Here is a 22,354-nt window from a genome sequence, read left to right as displayed (position 1 = left end):
TAAAGGACGTCATTGCTCCGGCAGCGGTTTTGCGCTTGGCTGCGGAAGGGGTGCGGCCATGGTTTTGTCCGGGGGAATGCCATGATCAGTTCAGCTCACGCGCGCACGGTCGCCAATCTGGCGGCGGCTTCTTGCCTGGCGCTGCTGCTTGGCGCCTGCGGCGGCGGCATGAGCCTGCCGTCCTTTTCTTCGTCCTCACCGCCTCCCGAGGCCGAACCCGGCACCGGTCCGGAAATGCCCGCCTCGATCCGCGCCGACGAGATCGTCGGGCGCTGGGGTCTCGCCTCGTTCCAGAACCCGGCCGACCGCGCCCGCACCGAGGCTGCCGCCCGGGCCCAATGCAAAAATCCTTACGTGATCACCGCCGGCTCCTCCGGCGGCGTGATCATGCATCTGGCGGACCAGGCAACACCGCAGGAGCTGCGGCTGAAGGGTTCGCCCAGCGGCAAGAACTATATCGGGCCGGCGGGTCCGACGCCCGGCGAGCAGGACCGCGAGATCGTCTCCTTCGACGGCCGCGTCCTCATCACCCGCTTCATCGACAAGGACGCCGCCACCCGCTACGGCAACATGGTCTACGTCCGCTGCGCGCCGAGGGCGTGATCGCGGCGCCGGCCTAGCCACTCGTCGTTGCGAGGAGCGAAGCGACGAAGCAATCCAGGCTGCCTCCGCGGACACAGTCTGGATTGCTTCGCTTCGCTCGCAATGACGTCCAAAACAAAAAAAACGCCGGCTTGCGCCGGCGTTTTGTTTTTCCGTAGTGTCGCGTCCGCTCAGTCGAACAGCGCGTCGATGTCGTCTTGCGAGGCGTGGCCGACGTCGCCGGCGAGCTTCGGGCCGTTGAGAAGCTTGTCGTCATCGCTGCGGGTGTCGACCTGCGGCACGACGTGGGACTTGATCGCGTCGACGCCGCCCCAGATCTCCATCATGGAATTGATGTGCTGCTCGATGAACTTCATCGTGCTCATGACCTTGCTGATGCGCTGGCCGGTCAGGTCCTGGAAGTTGCAGGCTTCGAAAATCGAGATGACGCGTTCCTGGATATCGTCGGCGAGCCGCTTCTGCTGATCGGCCGATTGCACCTTGGCCATCGCGCTGGCCGCCTGGTCGATCGACTCGGCGGCTTCGAGGATCTGCTGGGTCGCCTGTTCGGTGCCGCCGACCACCGCGCCGAGCTCGCCATTGACCTTGGCCATTTCGCCGCCGTCGAAGCTCTTGCCGTGCAGTGTCGCGATCTCGCGCTTGGTGCGGTCGATGGCGTCGTGGATAAGGTCGAGCTCGACCTTCAGCTTCTCGCACTGCTCGATCTGCGCCCGGTAAGTATCGAGCATGGTGCGGGCTTCGGAGAGCTCGTGGGCGGTGGAGGCGTCGATCGCCGCCATGGCGGCGCTGCCGGACAAGGGCACGGTGCCCTTCGCCATCTGTGCACGGATCGCACGCAACTCGGCCATGATCTCGCTATGCATCGGCGCAGCCTCCTCAATCATTTCGGGGCTTGGCATCTCGCCGACAATAGCCTCCTCGACACGAAAACGTTTGCGGTGAATAGCCATCAAGAACTCCCCCCACCTCACTCACGCGTCTTTGTAGGCAGAAGCGATTTAACACGAAGTTCACAGCCGGAACTGTCGTCTCGGTTGTGCGCGACGGCTTGCAAACGGGCGATTAACCATGCGTGCGCGGCGTTCATCGAAAATAAACGCTGATCGCCAAATTGCACCGCTGCCGACGACGTGGTGAATCGAAATGGCGTTTCCGTTTACCAAACAAAACGGCTTTTGCTCTTTATTGACCACGTCGCGGGTGCGGATCAGCCACCACCTCGCCACGACGCATGTGATCTAGACGAAACAGTACAGAGTACGTCGATGTTCAAGAAAATGTCTGTTGCGCTGCTTGGCAGCGCTTGCACCTTCATTGCCGGCGTCAACAGCGCCAGCGCCTTCGACAATAGCGTGCCGAACGATCCGCCCGCGGTGCTCTATCAGCCGCAAGTGCCGCCTGCGCCGGTGCGTGTCGCCTCCAATTCGAACATGGGCGGCGGCTTCATCGAGTTCATGTTCGGCGACGGGCCCGGTCGCGGTCCGGCCTACGCTCCGCAGCAGCCGATGTATCAGCAGCAGCCAGGTTATTATGACCAGCGCCGCCTGCCGCCGATGGGCGAGCCGCAGATGCAGGGCGCAGGTCTCCAGCAGGAGGCAGTCGATCCGCGGCAGCGTCAGTTCGACCCGAGATTCGAGAAACAACTCGTTGACTATAGCGGCAATGAAAGTGCCGGCACGATCGTGGTCGATACGCCGAACAAGTTCCTCTATCTCGTCGAAGGCAACGGCCGGGCGATGCGCTACGGTATCGGCGTCGGGCGCCCCGGCTTCACCTGGTCCGGCGTGAAGTCGATCACGGCGAAGCGCGAATGGCCGGCCTGGACTCCGCCGGCGGAAATGATCGCGCGCCGTCCCGACCTGCCCCGGCACATGGAAGGCGGCCCGGAAAATCCGCTCGGCGCGCGCGCGATGTATCTCGGCTCGACGCTTTACCGTATCCACGGTTCCAACGAGCCCTGGACCATCGGCACCAACGTCTCCTCGGGCTGCATCCGCATGCGCAACGAAGATGTCATCGATCTCTACGGTCGCGTCAATGTCGGCACCAAGGTCGTCGTGATGTAGGCGCATAGCGCTCGGAACCAAAACGGCCGCCTCATCGGCGGCCGTTCTCGTTTGGAGCAAGGATAAAAAGCGTCAGGCGTAATCGCTGCCGCCATCATCGCCGCCGCCGAAATCGCTGTCGTCGGCGAGGTCGACATTGCCGCCGTCATTGTCGTTCTGATCGTTGTAATTTTGGTCGTCGTTCGAAGCGTGGTCGGCGAAGCCCTGCCGGGAGGCATCACTGCGGTTCGAGCCGATGTCGTCGAGGCCGGCATCGCGCGCGAGCGAGCCGCCGGACTGATCGCTGCCGCTCCAGGGACTTCCACCGGCGCTGCGGTCGCCCAGGGCATTGGTGTCGCCGAAAGCCTGCTGATGCGATCCGCCCATCATGCCGCGGATGCTGGAGAGCAGCAGCGAGCCGCCGACGACGCCGGCCGCGGCTGCCGCCGCCGTGCCGAGGAACGAGCCGCCGCCACCGCCGACCGGCGGCGCGCCATAGCCCTGGCCGGGGCCCTGACCTGGACCTTGACCGTAAGCCTGCCCGTAGGGCGGCTGGCCATAACCGGGCTGGGTCTGCTGCATCGCCTGGCCGCTGTTCCACACCGGCCGCGAGTCACGCGGCGGCACGTTCGGAACCGAGCCGCGCGACGGACCCCCGCCGAACAGCGTGTCGCGCATGGTGTCCAGGAAACCGCCGGATTGCGCCTGCTCGGGCGCCTGCCCCGCCTCCAGCTCCTGGATGCGGTTGTGGGCGCGCTTCAGCGCCTCGTCCTGCAACAGCGTGGTCTGCACCAGCGCATAGATCGCGCCGGGCGCCTTGCGCAGGCCGTCGGAGATCGCGGCGATCGCGTCGGGATCGCGCGGTGCATTTTCCAGTTTCGAAAGCCGGTCGAAAAGCTCGTCGACGAGTTGGCGTTCCTGCGGCGTCATGGTCAGTCTCCCTCGCGCAAAACAAGCGCGAGGCAGATGTAGGGTTCCATTGTGGCCCCAACAGTGCCGGCAGGATTAAATTTCGGTATGCGACAAGCTGTCTCGCGGGCGGCTTTCTCGCAAACTTTCACCGGTTCACCCCAGCGTGACGCCGCTGTCCGTCAGCACTCGCGCGAAGGCATCGCCGGCGAGATAGGCGTGCTCGCGTTCGCGGACATCCGTCATCGGGTCGAGCCCGGTGAGGATGTCGTCAACGAAGCCGGGATGGCACATGATGAGGCCGCCATCCGGCAGGCCTTCGAGGAATTGCCGCATCAGCGTACCGAAATCGGCCGCCTGCGTGAAATCATAGGCGCCGGCGAAGCCGGGATTGAAGCTGAGGCCCGCGCTGGCGGCGCGGCGGCGGAATTGCGCGCTCAGGATATCGAGCACCATGGCTTTCGGTGAAGCCAGACGCTGCATCAGCGGCAGGTCGCGGCCACCCTGGCGCACCCAGGCTTTTGGCGCGGCTTCGGCGACTGCGTCGACAAAGCCGTCGCGCACCTGCGGGTAGAGCTGCACATGCTGATGGCCGTCGACGAAGTCAGGCGCGCGTCCGAACGCTTTTGCGAAGGCTGCCAGCTGCGCCTTGACCTCGTTGCGAAAGAATTCGCGGTCGAGCCTTCGCGCAAGACCCGCGCGCAGCAGCTTCGGAAACGGGAGAAACATGTCGCCGTCGAGCGGGCGGAAATGCATGGTGAGTGGCCGGAACGGTGCCGACAATGTCACGTGCAATCCGATCGCGCAGCGCGGGCTCGCTTGCGCTGCCGTCTGGAGCGCCTCGATCTCGCTGCGCTCGACCGCAGGTCCCACCATCATCACTGAGGTGGCGTTGAGACGGCCGCGTTCGATCAGGTCGCGGATGGCGCGATTGACGCCCGGGCTGATGCCGTAATCGTCGGCGCAGAGCCAGATCCGCCGCGGCGGCGCGGCCGCGCTCATTCGGCCGCCGTCCTCTTCGAGGCGTCGTCAGCCTTGTCGGTCTCGAAATGCTTTTCACTGTGCTCGGCGACAAAGTAGATCGGGCGCGCCTTCAGCTCGGACAGGATCTTGCCGATATATTCGCCGACGATGCCGATCATGATGAGCTGCACGCCGCCGATCGTCATCAGGCCGATCACGAGTGAGGGATAGCCGGGCACCTGCTTGCCGGTGGTCAAGACCTCCCACAGGATCGACAGACCGAACAGGAACGCTCCGCCGGCGAGGATCACGCCGAGCAGGCTGGCGAAGCGCAGCGGCGCCACCGAGAACGAGGTGACGCCTTCGATCGAAAGACCAAGCAGACGCGCGGCGCTGAAGGTCGTCACGCCATGGGTGCGCGGCGCGGGCTCGTAATCGACGCGGATCTGGCGGAAGCCGATCCAGCTCGCAAGGCCCTTGAAGAAGCGGTTGCGCTCCGGCAACTGCCTCAATGCTGCGACCGCGCGCGGCGACAGCAGGCGGAAGTCGCCGGCGTCTTCGGGAATCTTCTGGCGCGCGCCCCAGTTGATCAGCGCATAGAAGCCCCGTCCGGCGAGCCGCCGCAGGAACGGCTCGTTGTCGCGATGCGCCTTGGCTGTATAGACGACGTCGTAGCCGTCCTCGATCCAGTGCCGCACCAGTCGCTCGACCAGCGACGGCGGATGCTGGCCGTCGCCGTCCATGAACAGCACCGCGCCGAGCCGGGCATGGTCGAGGCCGGCCATCAGCGCGGCCTCCTTGCCAAAATTGCGCGACAGCGACACCACCTGGACGTCGACCGCGTCGGCCGGCAGCGAGCGGGCGATCGACAGCGTCGCGTCCGCGCTGCCGTCGTCGACATAGACGACCTCGCAAGCCAGGCGATAGCGCTGCCGCAAGGTCTTTGCGAGATCGCAGATGCGCTGGTGCAGGGCGGCAAGGCCCGCCGCTTCGTTGTAGAGGGGGACGACAATCGACAGTCCCTTCGCGGCGGTGCTTGCCGCGATGGTCGTCATGCCGGAAACGTCAGAGCCCAGCGTCATCGATCAAGGTTCCAGAGGCGATCAGGTTTTCTTGCAAGGTCATCTCGACAGCATATGGTAGCTGCCGTTTGCTGTCGCTACGCTGAACGGAATTGCTCAACAAACTTTGGGCTCACTGCCGCAGGAACGCCTCGAGCCTGGCGAACAGCGGGTTGTCCCGGTCGAACACGTAATCCAGCGAAACCACCGAGACGGTCTCGGCGCCATGGGTGCGCAGGAAGCTCGCGAGTGCGTAGAGCTGGCCCGGCGGGCAGTGCAGCGTGAGCATGCCCGACGAGGTCGGTCCGCCGAACGGGGCTTCGACGCCGAAGCGCTCGTGGGCCTCGGTGAGCATGGCCGCGTCGCACTGGCGGAAGCGGGTGCGGACTTCGCGGTATTTGTTGGCCCGCGCCCGCGCCGCGATGTGATCGAGGATGATGCGCGCGGTCTCCCGCGCCTGCGGCGACCAATCAGCGTCTCTCGAGGCGACCAGATTGGCCTGGCTGCGCAGGATCACGCCGTCGTCGAGCACCCGCAATCCGTTGGCGGCGAGGGTCGCGCCGGTCGTGGTGATGTCGACGATCAACTCGGCGCTGCCGGCGGCCGGCGCGCCTTCGGTCGCGCCCGTGCTTTCGACGATGCGGTAATCGGTGATGCCCTGGCTCTGGAAGAAGGCGCGGGTGAGGTTGATGAACTTGGTCGCGACCCGCATCCGCATGTGATGCTGCTCGCGGAAGCCGGTGGTGACGTCGTCGAGGTCGGCCATGGTGCGGACGTCGATCCACGCCTGCGGCACCGCGACGACGACGTCGGCATAGCCGAAGCCGAGGCCTTCGATCAGGGAGACGCGCTTGTCGGCGTCCGCGATGGTCTCGCGCACCAGATCCTCGCCGGTGACGCCGAGATGCGCCGAGCCGCGGGACAGTTGCGAGGCGATCTCGCTCGCCGAGAGATAGGCGACCTCGACATTGTCGAGGCCCGTGAGCGTGCCGCGATAGTCGCGGGCGCCGCCCGCCTTCGACAGCTTCAGCCCGGCGCGGGCGAAGAAGGCCTCGGTGTTTTCCTGCAGGCGGCCCTTGGAGGGAACGGCCAGAACGAATGGCGCGCTCATGACTTAAGCTCCCACCTTGCGGCCGATCCGGGTCAGCGCATCCACCCAGACCGAGAAACCGACCGCGGGGATCGGCTCGGCCGATCCAAGCTGGGTCATCAGCCCGTCATAGCGGCCGCCGGCAACCAGCGGCTCGGCGCCGTTGCCGCGGTGATGCAGCTCGAATTCGAAGCCGGTGTAGTAGTCGAGCCCGCGTCCGAACGAGGTCGAAAAGCGCGTCGCCTTCACATCGATGCCGCGCGCCGCCATGAAGCCGACCCGGCTTTCGAACTGGTCGATCGCAGCACTGAGGTCGAGCCTTGCATCATTGGTCAGCGCGCGCAGCTGAGCGACGGCGTCATCGGGGTTACCCGATATCGACAGGAAACGCTTGAGCACGGCGATGGCCTCGCGCGGCAGCGCGCCGCCCTTCAGCGTCGACTGCTCGAGGAAGCGGTCGGCAATCTCGGCGGTGGTGCGGCCGCCGACATTGGTGGTGCCGGCGATCGACATCAGATCGGTGACGAAAGCGAGTGCCGCCTTGCGGTCGGAGCCGGCGAGCGCCGCGAGCACGCCCTCATATTCGCTGCGGGTCGCGGTGGTTGCGGCTGCCAGCCGCTCCAGATCCTGCTCCAGGCTGATCTTGCGGTTGAAATCCTTGACCAGGCGGCGGCGCCAGACCGGATAGAGGTCGAGCGCGTCGAGCAGCGCGTTGAACAGCGCCACGTCGCCGGTGCGGATCTCGACATCGCGGACGCCGAAAGCGGCGGTCGCCTCCAGCGCCAGCGCCAGCATCTCGGCATCGGCCGCAGCGCGGTCCTGGCGGCCGAACGATTCGATGCCGGCCTGCAGGAATTCGCTGCTCTGGCCGTTGCGGTAGCGGAACACCGGGCCGAGATAACTGAACCCGGCCGGCTGGCCGGCACGGCCGGAGCTGAGGTAATCGCGGGCCACCGGAATGGTCAGGTCGGGGCGCAGGCACAGCTCCTCGCCGGAGAGGTCCGTGGTCAGGTACAGGCTCTTGCGGATGTCCTCTCCGGAGAGATCCAGGAACGGTTCGGCCGGCTGCAGGATGGCGGGCTCGGCCCTGACATAGCCGGCCTGCGCGAACGACAGCAGCAGCGTGTCCGCCCAGGCGGCGGAGCCGGCAGCATTTGAGGTGGCAGTCGCGGTCATCTCAGGGTCCATCGTCCCGGTGGAACCGGGCAGGGCAAGCAGGGGAAGCGAATTGCCGCAGGCCTTAGCATGGCCCGAAAGCGGTTTCGACCTCCAAAGGATCAATCGCTTAACAGCGTCGGAGCGACGCGCAGTCAGCACAGGAGGCGAAGCTTGAATTACGTCTCTCCCAGTTCGGGTAATATAATACCTGTACATCCCGCTGCGTGGACCCAGATGAATAGGGACCTTCATTCATTTCGGGGCAGGGACGTCTCAGGGCGCTACCAAGATGAATGGGTCGCCTGAGGCGGAAAGCTCGGCCGCAACTTCACCCGCGAGCTGCTCGGCCGGTTTGAGAATGCTCCACCGGTCGCATACTCAATTTGGGTAGGGGGACGATCCGTTCGCAGAGCCTTCGTTTACAATGCGAGTTGGTTTCCGATTCATGTGCAACGCAACCGATGGTATCCGGTCGCGCGACACACGCTGGCCTATATGCTGTTTTCGATCTGCGACATTTCCGGCACTAAGACGAATTCGATCCGCTCAACCTTCTGATCGTTCATGCCATCTCAATGCTCCGCGACCTGCGGCGCGCCGGCGTCAGCGGGCCGGATGATTTGCGGGGCGCTAAAATCGCCGTTTCCAAGAATGAAGGCCAGGTAAGCAGCAGAACATGGATCAAAGCCGTCTAGTCCCTGCTCGCGAGGGAATTCAAAAGAGAGCGGCGGATCGCTTGATGTCGTTCCAGGATCTCAAGCCGTCCTCGGCGCTCGAGCTCAATTCCTATGACATCGATCATTTCGGCGAGACCGAGAAATACGCCGGCGCATCGAGCATGCCGTTATCGGCCGGGGTGACAGCGATCATGCGTGCCCGGCTCACCTTGCCGACGCTGACTCTGTCGCTGTTGAAAACCTTCCCCCGGATCATTCGAGGCTATCAGTTCACCAATGCTGCCGCAGTGGCGGTACCGATGGATCACGTGACCTCTGCCCGCATCAACGGGCAATCGATGGGCGGTTCTGTCCTCGTATTGAAAGGTGATTCAGATTGCCTGGTGCATGAGCCGGAGGGGCGTCTGCTGGCAGTGGTCTACTTCAGTCCATCCGGGCGGGAGCCATTGCCTGAATTAGGCGATGGATGCCATTTGCTGAATCCGGCGCCGGACGTGCTTGCCTCGCTACGCCGTCTGATCTCGATCTCGCTTGAAACCGCAGCAAATGACCCAGACTTCCTGAACGAGCCGGCTTCGCAAACGATTGTCGAACAGTCGCTGCTCAGCACGATGGATGCGGCGATCTGGTCCAGTGTCGCAAGCGGACCTGTGTCATCCACCACCGAGCATTATCGGCGGATCGTGGCTGATATGGAGAAACTGATCCGGCGCGATCTGATGATCTGGCACAAGACGACCGAATTGGCGGAACAGGCGGGTGTGTCGGTCCGGACTCTCCAGAGTGCGACACGGGCCATCTGCGGCATGAGCCCACATCGCTATAGCCGGGTCTTGCGCCTCTGGTCGGTGCGCAAGCAACTGCGCACCGGCCGAGCGGGCCGGAGTGTGAAGTCCTGTGCGCTTGCGCACGGTTTCTGGCATCTAAGCGAGTTCGCAGCGAGCTACAGAGAGGCTTTCGGAGAGTTGCCTTCGGAGACCCTGAACCGATCGCTACGAGGCGAATAGCAACGTGCGGTCACGTCTAACTGGTTCGATGGCCTGGGTCTGTCCAGACGATAGGCCGCCAGCCGGAAGGCCAACTAATCATTGGCTTAGCCGCGTTCGCCATCCCAGTCGCCCAGCACCGCCTGCACCAGCGCCAGCGCGGCCACTGCGGCCGTGTCGGCCCGCATGATCCGGGGTCCCAGCGCCAGTCGCAGGATTTTCGGCTGCCGCAGCAGCAGCGCCCGCTCTTCATCGGCAAAGCCGCCTTCGGGGCCGATCAGCACGTCGATTCCGTCCGCCCCCTGTGCACCTTGCAGGCTCTGAATGGGGTTTTCGAGTTCCGCCGCCTCGTCGCAGAAGATCAGCAGCCTGCCGGCGGCGCGCTGGCTGAGGAAGCGCTCCAGCGGCATCGGCTCGGCAACGGTGGCGATGCTGAGAATGCCGCATTGCTCGGCTGCCTCGACGACATTGGCGCGCATCCGATCGGTATTGACGCGGGAGGCCTGGGTGAACCGGGTCAGAACCGGCTGAAGCGAGGCCGCGCCCATCTCGATGGCCTTCTGCACCATGTAGTCGAGCCGCGCATGCTTGAGCGGGGCGAAGACGTAGGCGAGGTCGGGCAGCCGGTCCTGCGGCCGGGTCTGCTGGAGGATGACGAGGCCGTCCGGCCGCTTGCGGCCTTCAATGGCCGCCTGCCACTCGCCGTCGCGGCCGTTGAACGCCAAAACCTCGGCCCCGGCGGCAAGCCGCAGGACATTGCCGAGATAATTGCTCTGGTCGCGGTCGAGCTCGACCCTGCCGTCCTGGGCCAGGGGGGCATCGACGAACAGGCGGGGGCCGCGGAAATCGTGAGAGGGCATCGTTCAAAGGTCCGATTTGGCGCCGTTCTTAGCCGAAAGCAGTAGTTTCGGGGGTAAATTTTGCCAAAATGGTGCGTCTGCGCGCCGCGCTCCTGCCCTATTCAACGGGTTGTTAAGCGCCGGCGGGAATCGTAAAATCGCGAGCACGCTGGTTGCGCTTCAATTGGGAAGACGCCGAACCCCGCAAGCTCCTGCCGGAGAGACTGCCTTGATGATCCGTCATTTGATGGTTCCGATCACTGCCGCCATGGTCACGATGGGCGCCGTTTGTGCCTATGCGCAGGGTTTCCCCGCGCCGCTGCCGGGCCAGGCCCCAACGAGTTCCGCGTTTCCGCCCGTGAACGGCTCGGCGCCAGTCGCCTCCGTCGGCGGCGCGCCGCAATCCTCCTTCCCCGTGAACGGCGCCGCGCCCGTCGGTGGCGCCGGCGCCTTCAGCGCGGCCCCGCCGACGCAAGCCGGTCCCGGCGAGGACTGCATGAAGGCCTTCATGCCTCTGCGCGAGGATGCCGAAAAGCGCGGCAAGCTGATCAAGGCCGCGAGCGACCGTCACGCCCCGCCTGACGAGGCCTGCAAGCTGATCCGCAATTTCAGCCAGGCTGAGACCAAGATGATCAAGTACATCGAGGCCAATGCCTCGAAGTGCGGGATTCCGGCGCAGGTCGGCGCGCAGATGAAGGACGGCCACAAGAACACCGAGGCCATGACGGCGAAGGTCTGCAACGTCGCGCAGCAGATGCAGAACCAGCCGCGCGGTCCGGCCGGTCCGTCGCTGAGCGAAGTGCTGGGTTCGGGCTCGGCGCCCGAGGCCAATGCCGGCAAGAAGGGCGGCAGCACCTTCGATACACTCAACGGCAACGTCCTGACGCGATGAGCGACACATCCGCCCGAGTTGCCGATTCCACCGGCAACTGGGTCGATACGCGTGCGCCGCAATGGGCGCGGCCTTATCTGCGCTTGTCCCGCTTTGATCGTCCGATCGGCTCCTGGCTCCTGTTGATGCCGTGCTGGTGGTCGGCGGCGCTCGCCGCCGGCATGGCGCATGACGTCCGCGGCCTGCCGCTCACCATCCTCCTGTTCTTCATCGGCGCCTTCGTCATGCGAGGGGCGGGTTGTACCTGGAACGACATCACCGACCGTGACCTCGACGACAAGGTCGAGCGCACCCGCTCGCGGCCGCTGCCGTCGGGCCAGGTGAGTGCGAAGCAGGCGCTGGCCTTCATGGTCGCGCAGGCGCTGATCGGGCTCGTGGTGTTGCTGCAGTTCAACCGCTTCGCGATCCTGACCGGCATTGCCTCGCTGCTGATCGTCGCGATCTACCCGTTCATGAAGCGCATCACCTGGTGGCCGCAGATTGTGCTCGGGCTCGCGTTTTCCTGGGGCGCCCTGATGGGATTTGCCGTCACGTTCGGGCGCATCGACGTCACCGCGCTCGTGCTCTATGCCGGCGCGATTTCCTGGGTAATCGGCTACGATACGATCTACGCGCATCAGGACGCCGAGGACGATGCGCTGATCGGCATCAAGTCCACCGCGCGCCTGTTCGGCGCGCATACGCACCAGGCACTGATCCTGTTCTACGGCCTCGCGGTGCTGCTGATCGGCGTAGCGCTGGCGTCAGGGGATGCGCGCTGGCCGGCCTGGCTCGGACTTGGGGCCTTCGCCGTGCATCTGGTCGCGCAGATCGCACGGCTGAATATCAGCGACGGCGATCTCTGCAAGCGCCTGTTCTACTCGAATCGCGATGCGGGGCTGTTGCTCTTTGCGGGTTTGCTGGCCGACGCGGTGATGCGGGCGGCTTAACTCCGTGCGATGATCTCGCGCTCATCGCGATGCACCGACAACTCGCGTGCGACACCGGTGCGGCGGCGCATCAGAAATTTCGGACGGCGGTGGCGGATCGCGTTGGCGCGGCGGCGGCGCGGCGCGGGTTTGCGTGCGCCTTCGTCGAGCTGCGGAAGCGCGAACAGCTCGCTCCAGATCGCCCAGGCCTCAACGAGTTCGTCGCCATCGGCGCTGACCAGCAGCGGAATGGAGAGCGAGGGATCGCGATGCACCAGGACGAGGGTCTGGGCCTCATCGTTGCCGCGCAGCGCGACGCCGATGAAGTCGCTGACGCGGACATTGATCGCCATCCGCATGCCGCGGACGGCACGGTGCAGCACGACACGTTCGCGATGAAGCTCGATCTGCCGGACATATCCGTCGGCGCGCGGATCATGCGCATCGAAGCGGACCGGAAGGGAAAGGGGGTCGAGCCGCAGGGAGCGGCTCGACCCGGCGGGATTGATCCCGCTTATTGCTGTTTGACGCCTCACGGCTTTAGTTCTCCCCGCCAGGATTATGTTCCCGGTCGATGTGAGGACCTTAGCGCGAGCCTTTCCGAAACCGCTTAAAAAGGCTGGTTAATCCAACCTCACCGCCGCTCATGATTGACAAGACCTTGGCACGCATGATTGACGAGACGTTGCGCGCAAGCTGCGAATCTGAGCTTTTGGTGGGCTGAAAATGCTTGAAGTCCGCGCGATCAGGGCACATCTGTGGGTTCCGGTCCCGCAGCCCGCCTCAACAGGATTTCGTTTGTGAACCCTTCACCAAGCTCGACGCTTTCGCCCAAGGATTCGTCCACAGCCGGTCGCGACCTGTTCGACCAGTCTGCGCTCTCCGATCTCGCGCAGCGGCTGGTGGAGGCTGCCAGGCGCGCCGGCGCGGATGCGGCCGATGCGGTCGCCGTACGTGGCGTCTCGCAAGGTGTCGAGGTGCGCGACGGCCGGGTCGAGGAATCCGAACGTTCCGAGGGCGACGATGTCGGCTTGCGCGTGCTGGTCGGCCGGCGCCAGGCGGTGGTCTCGACCAACGACGCCAGCGGCGATGCCGTGACCAAGCTTGCCGAGCGAGCGGTTGCGATGGCGCGTGTAGCGCCCGACGACAAATATGTCGGCCTTGCCGATCCCGCACTGCTCGCGCGCGACTTCCCCGATCTCGATCTGCTCGACCCCGACGTGCCCGCGACCTCGGAACTCGAGCGCCGCGCACTCGAAGCCGAGGCTGCGGCGCTCGGTGTCAAGGGCGTGACCAAATCCGGCGGCGCCTCGGCCTCCGCCGGCATGGGCGGCATGGTGCTCGTCACCAGCACCGGCTTCCACGGCTCTTATCTACGGTCCAGCCAAGGCATCTCCGCCACCGCCATTGTCGGCGACGGCACCGGCATGGAGCGCGACTACGACTTCACCTCAGCGCCGCATGGTGCCGATCTGCTGTCGCCGGAAATCGTCGGTCGTTCCGCGGGCGAGCGCACCGTGGCCCGCGCCAATCCGCGCAAGGTCGAGACCTGCAAGGTGCCCGTGGTGTTCGATCCGCGCGTCGCGGGCTCGCTGGTCGGCCACGTCGTCGGCGCCATCAATGGCGCTTCGATCGCGCGCAAGACCAGCTTCCTGAAGGACAAGCTCGGCCAGCAGCTGTTCGCCAAAAACATCCGCATCATCGACGATCCCCTGCGCAAACGCGGCCTGCGCTCGCAGACGTTCGACGCCGAAGGCGTCGCCGTGAAGAAGATCGCGCTGATCGACGAAGGCGTGCTGACGACCTGGCTGCTCGATTGCGCCACTGCGCGTGAGCTCGGTCTCACCACCACCGGCCACGCCCATCGCGGCGTCTCCTCCTCGCCGTCGCCCGGGCCGTATAATCTGCATCTCGAACCCGGCACGCCCACGCCGGCCGAGCTGATCTCCGATATCAAGCAGGGGTTCTACGTCACCGATTTGATCGGCTCGGGGGTCAACGGCGTCACCGGCGATTACAGTCGCGGCGCCTCCGGCTTCTGGATCGAGAACGGCGAACTCACTTATCCCGTGAGCGAGGTGACGATCGCCGGCCATCTGTTCGAGATCTTCAAGTCGATGCAGCCGGCGAACAATCTCGAGTTCCGCTACGGCGTCAATGCGCCGACGGTGCGCATCGAGGGCTTGACGCTTGGCGGACGTTGACGCGAACGCAACAGGCGAAGCCATCCTGACGCGCGACGCGGCGCTGCTGCAAGACACGGTGCGGGAGGCGGGCGCACTCGCGCAGTCGATGTTCCGCACCGAGCTGAAGAAGTGGACCAAGGGTGCGTCCTCGCCGGTCTCGGAAGCCGACATTGCCGTCAACGATCTCCTGGAATCGCGCCTGCGCGCGGCGACGCCCGACTATGGCTGGCTGTCGGAGGAGAGCGCCGACGACGAGGTGCGGCTGTCGCGCCGGCTGACCTGGATCGTCGATCCCATCGACGGCACCCGCAACTACCTCAATGGCCATGACGAATGGTGCGTCAGCGTCGCGCTGGTCGAGGATGCCTCGCCGGTGCTGGCCGCGGTGTTCGCGCCGACCAGCGATGAGTTCTTCTTCGCCGCCCGCGGCGGGGGCACGACCCTCAACGACGTGCCGGTGCGGGCGACGGCTGGGTCCGAGCTCGACTTCTCGCGGGTCGCCGGTCCGAAGCCCCTGGTCGAGCGCCTGAAGCCGTCACTGGGCGAGATCAAGCTGCATCCGCGAATCGGTTCGCTCGCGCTCCGGCTGTGCCGGGTCTCCCATGGCGCGCTGGATGCGGCTTTTGCCGGCGGCAACAGTCATGATTGGGACCTTGCGGCGGCGGATTTGATCGTGCAGGAAGCCGATGGTAGGATGAGCGATCTCTCCGGAGATCCCATCCTCTATAACCGCCGGCAAGTCACGCATGGGGTGCTGGTGGCAGCGGGGCGCGATCGTCATGCGAACATTGTCTCGCATTTTCGAAACCGCCCCTTGCCGTGACGCGCTTTCTCGTGCTTGTCGAACACTGCTTTGCCGGGCAGCCCGTTAGGAACAGAACCGATGCCAGATAGTGCCCCGCAGCAATTGCTCCACCTCGTCGTCGGCGGCGAACTCGTCGATCTCGAGCACAACACCTTCAAGAACCTCGACGACGTCGAGATCGTCGGCCTCTATCCGAACTATGCGACCGCGCACGCCGCCTGGCGCGCCAAGGCGCAGAGCACGGTCGACAACGCGCAGATGCGCTATTTCATCGTCCATCTCCACCGGCTGCTCGACCCGAATCAAGAACCGGCGCGTTGAAAAAGCTGCTTCGCAATACGCTGAGGAGCAGCTTCGTCCAGCGTGCCGTCGGAATCCTGGCGGCCGAATATCTGCGTCTGGTCTGGCGGACGAACAAATTCACGTTCGATCCGCCTGACGTCTATGACCGCGTCGAGCCGCAGATCCCGGCGATCTTCGCCTTCTGGCACGGCCAGCATTTCCTCACCCCCTTCATCAAGAACAAGGACTGGTACAAGGCCAGGGTCCTGATCTCCCGTCACCGCGACGGCGAGTTCAACGCGATTGCCGCCGAGCGGCTCGGCATCGGCACCATCCGCGGGTCCGGCGACCATGGCAGCGCGTTTCACCGCAAAGGCGGGGTCGGTGCCTTCAAGGAAATGGTGCGGACGCTCCAGGACGGTTGTAATGTCGCGCTGACCGCCGACGTCCCCAAGCGCTCGCGCGTGGCCGGGCTCGGCATCATCATGCTGGCACGGGAATCGGGGCGGCCGATCATGCCTTTTGCGATGGCGACCAGCCGCTTCGTCCGGCTCAAGAACTGGGACCGCACCACCATCAACCTGCCGTTCGGGCGGGGCGCGTTGGTCGGCATCAAGGAAATCCACGTTCCGCCGGATGCGAACGCCGCCACCATGGAAGCGCTGCGGCTCGAGCTGGAGGAGACCTTGAACGAGGCGACCCGCCGCGCCTATGCGCAACTCGGCCGGCCGGGACCTGCAGATGCCTAAATCGCTGCCCGGCTCGCTGCCGTTGACGCTGCGGATGTACCGGCGCCTGGCGCGCGGCCTGGTGCCGCTCGCGCCTGTGCTGATCAAGCGGCGCCTGAAGCAGGGCAAGGAAGATCCCGCGCGCGTCGGCGAACGGCGGGGCCTGTCCCGGGACGTGCGGCCGCACGGTCCGCTGGTCTGGATTCACGGAGCCAGCGTCGGCGAGGTCCTCGCCGCGGCGGCGCTGATCGAGCGCTTGCGCGATCTCAACCTGCGCATTCTGCTCACCTCGGGCACCGTCACGTCGGCTGCCATTGTCGCAAAGCGCTTTCCGCCCGACGTCATCCATCAATACGTGCCGTATGATTCCCCGCGTTATGTCGCGCGCTTCCTCGACCATTGGAAGCCGTCGCTGGCGCTGTTCATCGAATCCGATCTGTGGCCGAACCTGATCCTGGCAGGCGCTGCGCGCCGCGTGCCGATGGTGCTGATCAACGGGCGGATGTCGCCGCGCTCGTTCCCGCGCTGGCGCCGCATGCAGGGCACCATCTCGGCGCTGCTGTCGCGGTTCGACATTTGTCTGGCGCAGTCGAAGACCGATGCCGAGCGCTTCTCGGCGCTCGGCGGCCGCGACGTCGTCACCACGGGCAATCTCAAGCTCGACGTGCCGGCCCCGCCGGCCGATCCCGCCAAGCTCGAACGGCTGATGGCGATGACGCGCGGGCGTCCGATCATCGTGGCGGCCTCGACCCATCCGGGCGAGGAGGAGATGCTGGTGGCGGCGCATCGCAGCCTCAGCGGTTTCTTCCCGCAGCTCCTGACCGTGATCGTGCCGCGCCATCCGGATCGCGGCTCCTCGATCACAGGCCTGATCACGGCGTCCGGCCTGAAGCCGGCCCTGCGCTCGCGCGACGAGCTGCCGACGGCGACCACCGACGTTTACATCGCCGACACCATGGGCGAGCTCGGCCTGTTCTATCGCCTCTCGGACATCGTGTTCATGGGCGGATCGCTGATCCACCATGGCGGCCAGAATCCGATCGAAGCGATCAAGCTCGGCGCGGCCATCGTCCATGGTCCGCACGTCTTCAATTTCGCCGACGTCTACGAGGCGCTCGATCACAGCGGCGGCGCGCGCCAGGCCGACACCCAGGAGCTGCTGATCAAGCAACTCGGCCAGCTGCTCGCCGATCCCGCCCTGCGCCGGAAGATCCAGCAGTCGGGCGCCGGCGTGGTCGAGGATCTCGGCGGCGCGCTCAACCGCACCATGACCGCGCTCGAGCCTTATCTTCTGCAGTTGCGGATCGAGATGGGGGCCGCCAATGCGTGAGCCGGCCTTCTGGTACCGGCCACGTTCGCTCGAATCCTACGCATTGGGGCCGCTGGGTGCGCTCTACGGCGCGATCACAGAACGGCGGATACTGCGCGAGGGCGTCGACGCCGGCATCCCCGTGATCTGTGTCGGCAACTACCATGTCGGCGGCGCCGGCAAGACGCCGACCGTGCTGGCGTTGACGAAGCTCCTGCGCGAGCTCGGCGAGACGCCGGTGGTGCTCAGCCGCGGCTATGGCGGCAGCCTCAAGGGCCCGGTGATGGTCGACCGGATGCGTCACACCGCGTCCGAAATCGGCGACGAGCCGCTGATGATGGCGCGCGACGTTCCTGTCACGGTCGCGCGCGACCGCCTCGACGGCGTCGTGCTGGCCAAATCGCAAGGCGCCACCGTGATCCTGATGGACGACGGCTTCCAGAACCCGCGTCTTCTCAAGGACACCTCGCTGATCGTGATCGACAGCGAGCGCGGCCTCGGCAACGGCAAGGTGTTTCCGGCCGGTCCGCTGCGTGCGCCGCTGAAAGCGCAGCTTGCGCGCACCGACGCGCTGGTCGTGATCGGCGGCGGCCGTGCCGCCGACGATGTCGCCGTCGAGCTTGCCAGGCGCAACAAGCCGGAGCTGCGCGCGCGGCTGAAGCCCGACGCCGGGTCGATCGCAAGACTGTTGGGCAAGCCGGTGTTCGCGTTCGCCGGCATCGGCGATCCCGAACGGTTCTTCCGTACGTTGCGCGCTGGCGGTATCGAGCTCGCGCGCACGCGCGCCTTCGCCGATCATCACATGTTTTCGAACGACGAGATCGCAGCCCTCGCCGCGGAGGCGCGGCGCGAGCAGCAAACACTGGTGACGACGGAAAAGGATCTCGCACGTCTGCACGGCCGCGAGGGTGTGCCGGAAGGCATCGTGCCGTTCGCGGTGCAGCTCGAATTCGACGACCCGGCTGCGCTCCGGCAATTGATCAGCGATCATCTCTACAAGGCGCGCGCGCGGCGATTTTCAAGGCGATGATCTCGTAGGGTGGGCAAAGCGAAGCGTGCCCACCAATAATGCTTCCGGTTCGACGGTCGAGATGGTGGGCACGCTGCGCTTTGCCCACCCTACAGCACCACCATTCACGCACCATTCATCGCAAAGCTCCTATCGATCTCACACGATCAGGAGACTTCAATGAAACAACCGCCCGCCGCCTCACGCTTGCGGCTTGGGCGCGCCCGGGTAATGCCGTTCGAGCACGGCGGCGGGTGTGGCGTAGGCTTCCTGCAAATCCACGCTCCAGTATTTCAACTCGTCGAGCGGGATGCGCGTATCGGTGATCGCGCAACGCACGAAGGTCCCCGGCGAGATCACGCGGAAATCGCCGTCGAGATACTGCACCTGCGCTTCGCCATGGCCCGAGGGGCCGAACTTGTTCAGCACGGTCGAAAGTCTCCGTGGAAGGCCGCTCCGGGATCACATGGGAGGGCACGATGTGTTGGATGGGATGTAGCATAGATAGGGTGGCTTGTCCGCCCGGTAAACCCACCGGTTTGTGATGTTTTGGCGCCGTTTCGGCATGATAGTGCTTGAGCGAAGGATCCAACGGCAAAGTTCGATGCGCCTTCCGTTCACCGCCCTGTTCCTGACCTTCCTGATCTCGGCCGCGCAAGCGTCGCCGGCGCCGCAGCCGGTCGAGATTCCGCTGGCGTCCGGCGTGCTGCATGCGCAGCTCTACAAGCCCGAGGGCACCGGGCCGTTTCCGACCGTGATCGCGCTCCACGGCTGCGGCGGCCTCGGTGGCCATGCTGATTCCGTGCTGCCGCGCTATCGCGACTGGGCCGAGCGGCTGCTCAAGTCCGGCAACGCCGTCCTGCTACCTGACAGCTACGGCTCGCGAGAGCTCGGGCCGCAATGCCGCGTCAAGGACATCCACGTCAAGGCGCGGCGCGAACGCGTCACCGACATCGCGGCGTCGCGCGCCTGGTTGATGAAACAGAGTTGGGTTGCGCGCGACCGCGTCAGCCTGATGGGCTGGGCGAACGGCGCCAGCGCGCTGCTCTGGGCCGTGCGTCCGCAAAACCTTGCGCGCGAGGTCGGCCCGGATTTCCGCGCCGCGGTCGCGTTCTATCCGGACTGCAGGATTTCCGCAGGCCTGGGCTGGAGCACACGGGTGCCGACGCTGGTGCTGATCGGTGGCAATGACGACGTCTCGTCGCCGCCGGCCTGCCGCCAAATGGTCGATGGTGCGCATGGCCGCAGCGCGCTCGCGCGCATCGTGGTCTATCCCGGCGCCTATCACGATTTCGACCGCGCCAACACGCCGCTGCATCCAGCCGCCGGCAGCCTTGATGCCGCCGCGCCCGAGCACGGCCATCTCGGGACGGATGCGATAGCGCGCGCGGAATCGCAGAAAGAGGTCGTCGAGTGGCTGGCGCGTTGACGGCAGTGCCGTAGCCCGGATGAGCGTAGCGATATCCGGGAAGGTCCGTCCCGCATGTCGCTGCGCTCATGCGGGCTACATGTGCCGAGCGGGCTCGCCGCGCCGTAGCTCGTGAGAAGCGAAGGCGGGGCCGCCCAAGGGAACAACAGCGGACAGCCCCGCATCGACCACCGCCCTGCACGGAAAATGGCCGACCGTGACTCTACGGATCGCGCGCCGCGATGGTTTCAGCCCGTGACGACGCCATCATTCGACCACGATGTCGATTAAACGCAATCCCATGCGCAACCGTTTCGTCCTGTTCTCCTCCGCCCTGATCGTCTTCACCGTCGCGGTCTTCCTGTTCGAAGCCCATCTGTTCGAAGCCCATGCCGGCGCGCCGCAACTCGCGCCGGAACATTGCGGCTTCTGGACCACGATCGACGCGGGCTTGTCCTGCCGCTGAAACGCGCCGTCTTGTAGCCCGGATGAGCGTAGCGATATCCGGGGCCGCTGGTCCCGCATGTCGCTACGCTCATGCGGGCTACGATAGCTCGCAATGACGAGTGAGGCTGCACGCAAGCCTCTTCCAGCGTCGTCCTGGCGAAAGCCAGGACCCATTACCCCAGGGAGTAGTTTGGCGAAGACTGGTCGTTCGGGACTGACACCACGCGTACCCGATAGACCTCGCGGTATGGGTCCCGGCCTTCGCCGGGACGACACCGAGGGTGGCGCGACCCCCTCCCGCCTAAAACAAATTCCCCTGATCCACCGGCTTGCCCACGCGCTTCGGAGCTGGCTTTGCCTCCTGCGGCGCCTTCGCTTGCGCCGGCGCGCGCTTTGCCGTCGGTGCTGCACGATCCGCATCCGCGGTCGCACCCACGCGGCCATCCGCAAACTCGATCTCGACCCTTGCACCAGGCCCGATCGCGTCCGCCGCATGCAGGGGATGGCCGGCTTCGTCGCGCACCAGCGCAAAGCCGCGCGCGAGCACGCCGCGATAGGACAAGGCGGAGAGCAGCTTGCCGCTGTTCTCGACGCGGGCATCGAGCCGCTGCATCAGCGTCACCAGCGCGCGGCCCGCGCGCTCGGCCAGGCGATGCGTGCGCTCGCGCTGGCGGTGAATCGCGTTGCGCTGCGCCTGCGCATTGGAAAGCTTTGAGGCGCGCAAGCGCACCTCCAGCCCGGCAAAGCGGTCGCGCCGCCGCCGCAGCAGCGAACGGGTGGACAGGCCGAGCCGTTCGCCGCACACAGTGAGGCGATGATCGGCCTGCGAGATCTGGCCATGCAGCACCCGCAGCGTCAGCTTGGCGCCCGCCGCGGTGAACCTGCGGAAATGCGCATGGGTGTTGGCCTTGAGGCAGCGGGGCAGGGATGCTCCCGCCGAATCCAGCCGCTGCCGCGGGATCGCCAGCAAATCGCCGGCTGCCGGCAGCGCGCGCGCGGCCGCACGCAGCTCGCTGCGGCGGCTCTCCTGGCCGCGTTGCCAGCAGGACCGGGTGCGTCGCCCGAGATCGCCGACCTCGACAAACAGATCGCTGCGCACCGGCACGGCCATCTCGGCCGCCGCCGTCGGCGTCGGTGCGCGCTTGTCGGCGACGAAGTCGATCAGCGTGATGTCGGTCTCATGCCCCACCGCCGAGATCAGCGGGATCATGCTCTCGGCCGCGGCACGGACCACGATCTCCTCGTTGAACGACCACAGATCCTCCAGCGAGCCGCCGCCGCGCGCGACGATCAGCACGTCGGGCCGCGGAATCTTGCCGCCCTCCGGCAGCGCGTTGAAGCCACGGATTGCGGCCGCGACCTGCTCGGCCGAGCCTTCGCCCTGCACTTTCACCGGCCACACCAGCACGTGGCGGGGAAAGCGGTCCTCCAGCCGATGCAGGATGTCGCGGATCACGGCGCCGGTCGGCGAGGTCACCACGCCGATCACCTCCGGCAGCCACGGCAGCAGCTGCTTGCGCGCTTCGTCGAACAGGCCTTCGGCGGCGAGCTTCCGCTTGCGCTCCTCCATCAGCGCCATCAGCGCGCCGATGCCGGCCGGCTCCAGCGCCTCGATCACGATCTGGTATTTCGAGGAGCCCGGGTAGGTCGTGAGCTTGCCGGTGGCGATGACCTCGAGCCCCTCCTGGGGCTTGAAGCGCATGCGGCCGTGCACGCCCTTCCAGATCACCGCCTCGATCTTGGCGCTCTCGTCCTTGAGCGCGAAATAGCAATGGCCGGAGGAATGCGCCCCGCGAAAGCCGGAGATCTCGCCGCGGACCCGGACATGGCCATAGGTGTCCTCGACCGTCCGTTTCAGGGACTGCGAGAGCTCGGAAACGGTGAATTCGGGAGTGTTGAGCAGGGGTTCCGCTGACGGCATCGGCAAACGATTCGGCATGTTGGGATCAGACCCGACGTTAAGGATTTTTGCAGCGCGGCGCCAATCCAGGGATTGATCAAGAGAGTACTCTGTCTTATAGAGTTCTCTATAGTTGATGAGTTTGAGGA

At 65.6% G+C, this 22,354-nt stretch carries 23 protein-coding genes; 13 read left to right on the top strand and 10 right to left on the bottom strand.

The genetic code is table 11. The features are described 5' to 3' along the window. Positions 1-81: 81 nt before the first annotated feature. A complete protein-coding gene (locus AC0L3J_RS12195) occupies positions 82-603 on the top strand; it encodes a hypothetical protein (RefSeq protein ID WP_007596953.1) in 522 nt (173 codons plus the stop codon). Between the two features lie 170 nt (positions 604-773). On the opposite strand, the gene AC0L3J_RS12190 is transcribed toward AC0L3J_RS12195, so the two are convergent. After that, complete coding sequence (locus AC0L3J_RS12190; protein ID WP_007596952.1) at positions 774-1,553, bottom strand: protein phosphatase CheZ; 780 nt, start codon at positions 1,551-1,553, stop codon at positions 774-776. A 315-nt stretch (positions 1,554-1,868) separates the two neighbouring features. Here AC0L3J_RS12190 and AC0L3J_RS12185 point away from each other — a divergent pair, with 315 nt between their 5' ends. Next, positions 1,869-2,669 (top strand): L,D-transpeptidase, encoded by an 801-nt coding sequence (locus AC0L3J_RS12185; protein WP_473287945.1) that lies wholly within the window; start codon positions 1,869-1,871, stop codon positions 2,667-2,669. A 72-nt stretch (positions 2,670-2,741) separates the two neighbouring features. Here AC0L3J_RS12185 and AC0L3J_RS12180 read toward each other — a convergent pair whose 3' ends face one another. The 5 genes from AC0L3J_RS12180 to AC0L3J_RS12160 all read right to left on the bottom strand — a co-directional run bounded on the left by AC0L3J_RS12180 (position 2,742) and on the right by AC0L3J_RS12160 (position 7,847). Beyond that, positions 2,742-3,578 carry a DUF2076 domain-containing protein gene (locus tag AC0L3J_RS12180; protein WP_473347134.1) on the bottom strand — a complete coding sequence of 279 codons (837 nt, stop codon included), beginning with the start codon at positions 3,576-3,578 and terminating at the stop codon, positions 2,742-2,744. A 135-nt stretch (positions 3,579-3,713) separates the two neighbouring features. Continuing rightward, positions 3,714-4,559 (bottom strand): ChbG/HpnK family deacetylase, encoded by an 846-nt coding sequence (locus tag AC0L3J_RS12175; protein ID WP_473347133.1) that lies wholly within the window; start codon positions 4,557-4,559, stop codon positions 3,714-3,716. Then, on the bottom strand, positions 4,556-5,602 hold the full coding sequence (locus AC0L3J_RS12170) for a glycosyltransferase family 2 protein (RefSeq protein WP_247284639.1): 1,047 nt from the start codon (positions 5,600-5,602) through the stop codon (positions 4,556-4,558). Before AC0L3J_RS12170 ends, AC0L3J_RS12175 begins: the two co-directional genes overlap by 4 nt. Positions 5,603-5,714: 112 nt before the next feature. Then, a complete protein-coding gene (gene hisG / locus AC0L3J_RS12165; RefSeq protein ID WP_456767702.1) occupies positions 5,715-6,692 on the bottom strand; it encodes an ATP phosphoribosyltransferase in 978 nt (325 codons plus the stop codon). A 3-nt stretch (positions 6,693-6,695) separates the two neighbouring features. Next, the gene (locus AC0L3J_RS12160) at positions 6,696-7,847 is read right to left on the bottom strand and encodes an ATP phosphoribosyltransferase regulatory subunit (protein WP_473347132.1); all 1,152 of its coding nucleotides are present in this window, start codon (positions 7,845-7,847) and stop codon (positions 6,696-6,698) included. A 721-nt stretch (positions 7,848-8,568) separates the two neighbouring features. Here AC0L3J_RS12160 and AC0L3J_RS12155 point away from each other — a divergent pair. Further along, a complete protein-coding gene (locus AC0L3J_RS12155; protein ID WP_473347131.1) occupies positions 8,569-9,513 on the top strand; it encodes a helix-turn-helix domain-containing protein in 945 nt (314 codons plus the stop codon). Positions 9,514-9,599: 86 nt separating this feature from the next. Here AC0L3J_RS12155 and AC0L3J_RS12150 read toward each other — a convergent pair whose 3' ends face one another. Further along, complete coding sequence (locus tag AC0L3J_RS12150; protein WP_473347130.1) at positions 9,600-10,352, bottom strand: 16S rRNA (uracil(1498)-N(3))-methyltransferase; 753 nt, start codon at positions 10,350-10,352, stop codon at positions 9,600-9,602. Between the two features lie 211 nt (positions 10,353-10,563). Here AC0L3J_RS12150 and AC0L3J_RS12145 point away from each other — a divergent pair, with 211 nt between their 5' ends. Together AC0L3J_RS12145 and ubiA are read left to right on the top strand one after the other, a co-directional pair. After that, positions 10,564-11,223 (top strand): hypothetical protein, encoded by a 660-nt coding sequence (locus tag AC0L3J_RS12145; protein WP_007596938.1) that lies wholly within the window; start codon positions 10,564-10,566, stop codon positions 11,221-11,223. Further along, positions 11,220-12,152: a 4-hydroxybenzoate octaprenyltransferase gene (gene ubiA, locus AC0L3J_RS12140; protein WP_473347129.1), complete on the top strand. Its 933-nt coding sequence runs from the start codon at positions 11,220-11,222 to the stop codon at positions 12,150-12,152. Before AC0L3J_RS12145 ends, ubiA begins: the two co-directional genes overlap by 4 nt. Here ubiA and AC0L3J_RS12135 read toward each other — a convergent pair. Next, complete coding sequence (locus tag AC0L3J_RS12135) at positions 12,149-12,667, bottom strand: DUF6101 family protein (protein WP_473347128.1); 519 nt, start codon at positions 12,665-12,667, stop codon at positions 12,149-12,151. The genes ubiA and AC0L3J_RS12135 overlap by 4 nt on opposite strands. A 264-nt stretch (positions 12,668-12,931) precedes the next feature. Here AC0L3J_RS12135 and AC0L3J_RS12130 point away from each other — a divergent pair, with 264 nt between their 5' ends. Genes AC0L3J_RS12130 through lpxK form a run of 6 tightly spaced genes read left to right on the top strand, consistent with a single transcriptional unit; the run spans position 12,932 to position 18,471 of the window. Continuing rightward, entirely contained in the window at positions 12,932-14,335 is a 1,404-nt protein-coding gene (locus AC0L3J_RS12130; protein WP_027565429.1) for a TldD/PmbA family protein, read from the top strand. Beyond that, entirely contained in the window at positions 14,322-15,140 is an 819-nt protein-coding gene (locus AC0L3J_RS12125; protein ID WP_473347127.1) for an inositol monophosphatase family protein, read from the top strand. The genes AC0L3J_RS12130 and AC0L3J_RS12125 overlap by 14 nt, the downstream gene beginning before the upstream one ends. A 60-nt stretch (positions 15,141-15,200) precedes the next feature. Then, positions 15,201-15,443, top strand: a complete 243-nt coding sequence (locus tag AC0L3J_RS12120) for a DUF4170 domain-containing protein (protein WP_007596929.1) — start codon at positions 15,201-15,203, stop codon at positions 15,441-15,443. Continuing rightward, on the top strand, positions 15,440-16,153 hold the full coding sequence (locus AC0L3J_RS12115) for a lysophospholipid acyltransferase family protein (protein WP_473347126.1): 714 nt from the start codon (positions 15,440-15,442) through the stop codon (positions 16,151-16,153). Before AC0L3J_RS12120 ends, AC0L3J_RS12115 begins: the two co-directional genes overlap by 4 nt. Next, entirely contained in the window at positions 16,116-17,462 is a 1,347-nt protein-coding gene (locus AC0L3J_RS12110; RefSeq protein ID WP_473347125.1) for a 3-deoxy-D-manno-octulosonic acid transferase, read from the top strand. Before AC0L3J_RS12115 ends, AC0L3J_RS12110 begins: the two co-directional genes overlap by 38 nt. Continuing rightward, positions 17,455-18,471: a tetraacyldisaccharide 4'-kinase gene (gene lpxK, locus AC0L3J_RS12105; RefSeq protein WP_473347124.1), complete on the top strand. Its 1,017-nt coding sequence runs from the start codon at positions 17,455-17,457 to the stop codon at positions 18,469-18,471. The genes AC0L3J_RS12110 and lpxK overlap by 8 nt, the downstream gene beginning before the upstream one ends. 180 nt (positions 18,472-18,651) lie before the next feature. Here lpxK and AC0L3J_RS12100 read toward each other — a convergent pair whose 3' ends face one another. Continuing rightward, complete coding sequence (locus AC0L3J_RS12100; protein WP_007596922.1) at positions 18,652-18,879, bottom strand: DUF2093 domain-containing protein; 228 nt, start codon at positions 18,877-18,879, stop codon at positions 18,652-18,654. Positions 18,880-19,054: 175 nt separating this feature from the next. Here AC0L3J_RS12100 and AC0L3J_RS12095 point away from each other — a divergent pair, with 175 nt between their 5' ends. Together AC0L3J_RS12095 and AC0L3J_RS12090 are read left to right on the top strand one after the other, a co-directional pair. Continuing rightward, positions 19,055-19,879 carry a dienelactone hydrolase family protein gene (locus AC0L3J_RS12095; RefSeq protein ID WP_473347123.1) on the top strand — a complete coding sequence of 275 codons (825 nt, stop codon included), beginning with the start codon at positions 19,055-19,057 and terminating at the stop codon, positions 19,877-19,879. A 280-nt stretch (positions 19,880-20,159) separates the two neighbouring features. Next, a complete protein-coding gene (locus AC0L3J_RS12090; protein ID WP_007596920.1) occupies positions 20,160-20,324 on the top strand; it encodes a hypothetical protein in 165 nt (54 codons plus the stop codon). Between the two features lie 282 nt (positions 20,325-20,606). Here the strand turns inward: AC0L3J_RS12090 and xseA are convergent, their stop codons facing one another. Continuing rightward, complete coding sequence (gene xseA / locus AC0L3J_RS12085; RefSeq protein ID WP_473347122.1) at positions 20,607-22,244, bottom strand: exodeoxyribonuclease VII large subunit; 1,638 nt, start codon at positions 22,242-22,244, stop codon at positions 20,607-20,609. Between the last annotated feature and the right edge of the window lie 110 nt (positions 22,245-22,354).

It is taken from the genome of Bradyrhizobium sp. Kon37, from assembly GCF_055807535.1.
Note: the sequence above shows the minus strand (reverse complement) of the source record. Positions and strands in the feature narration are given on the sequence as shown.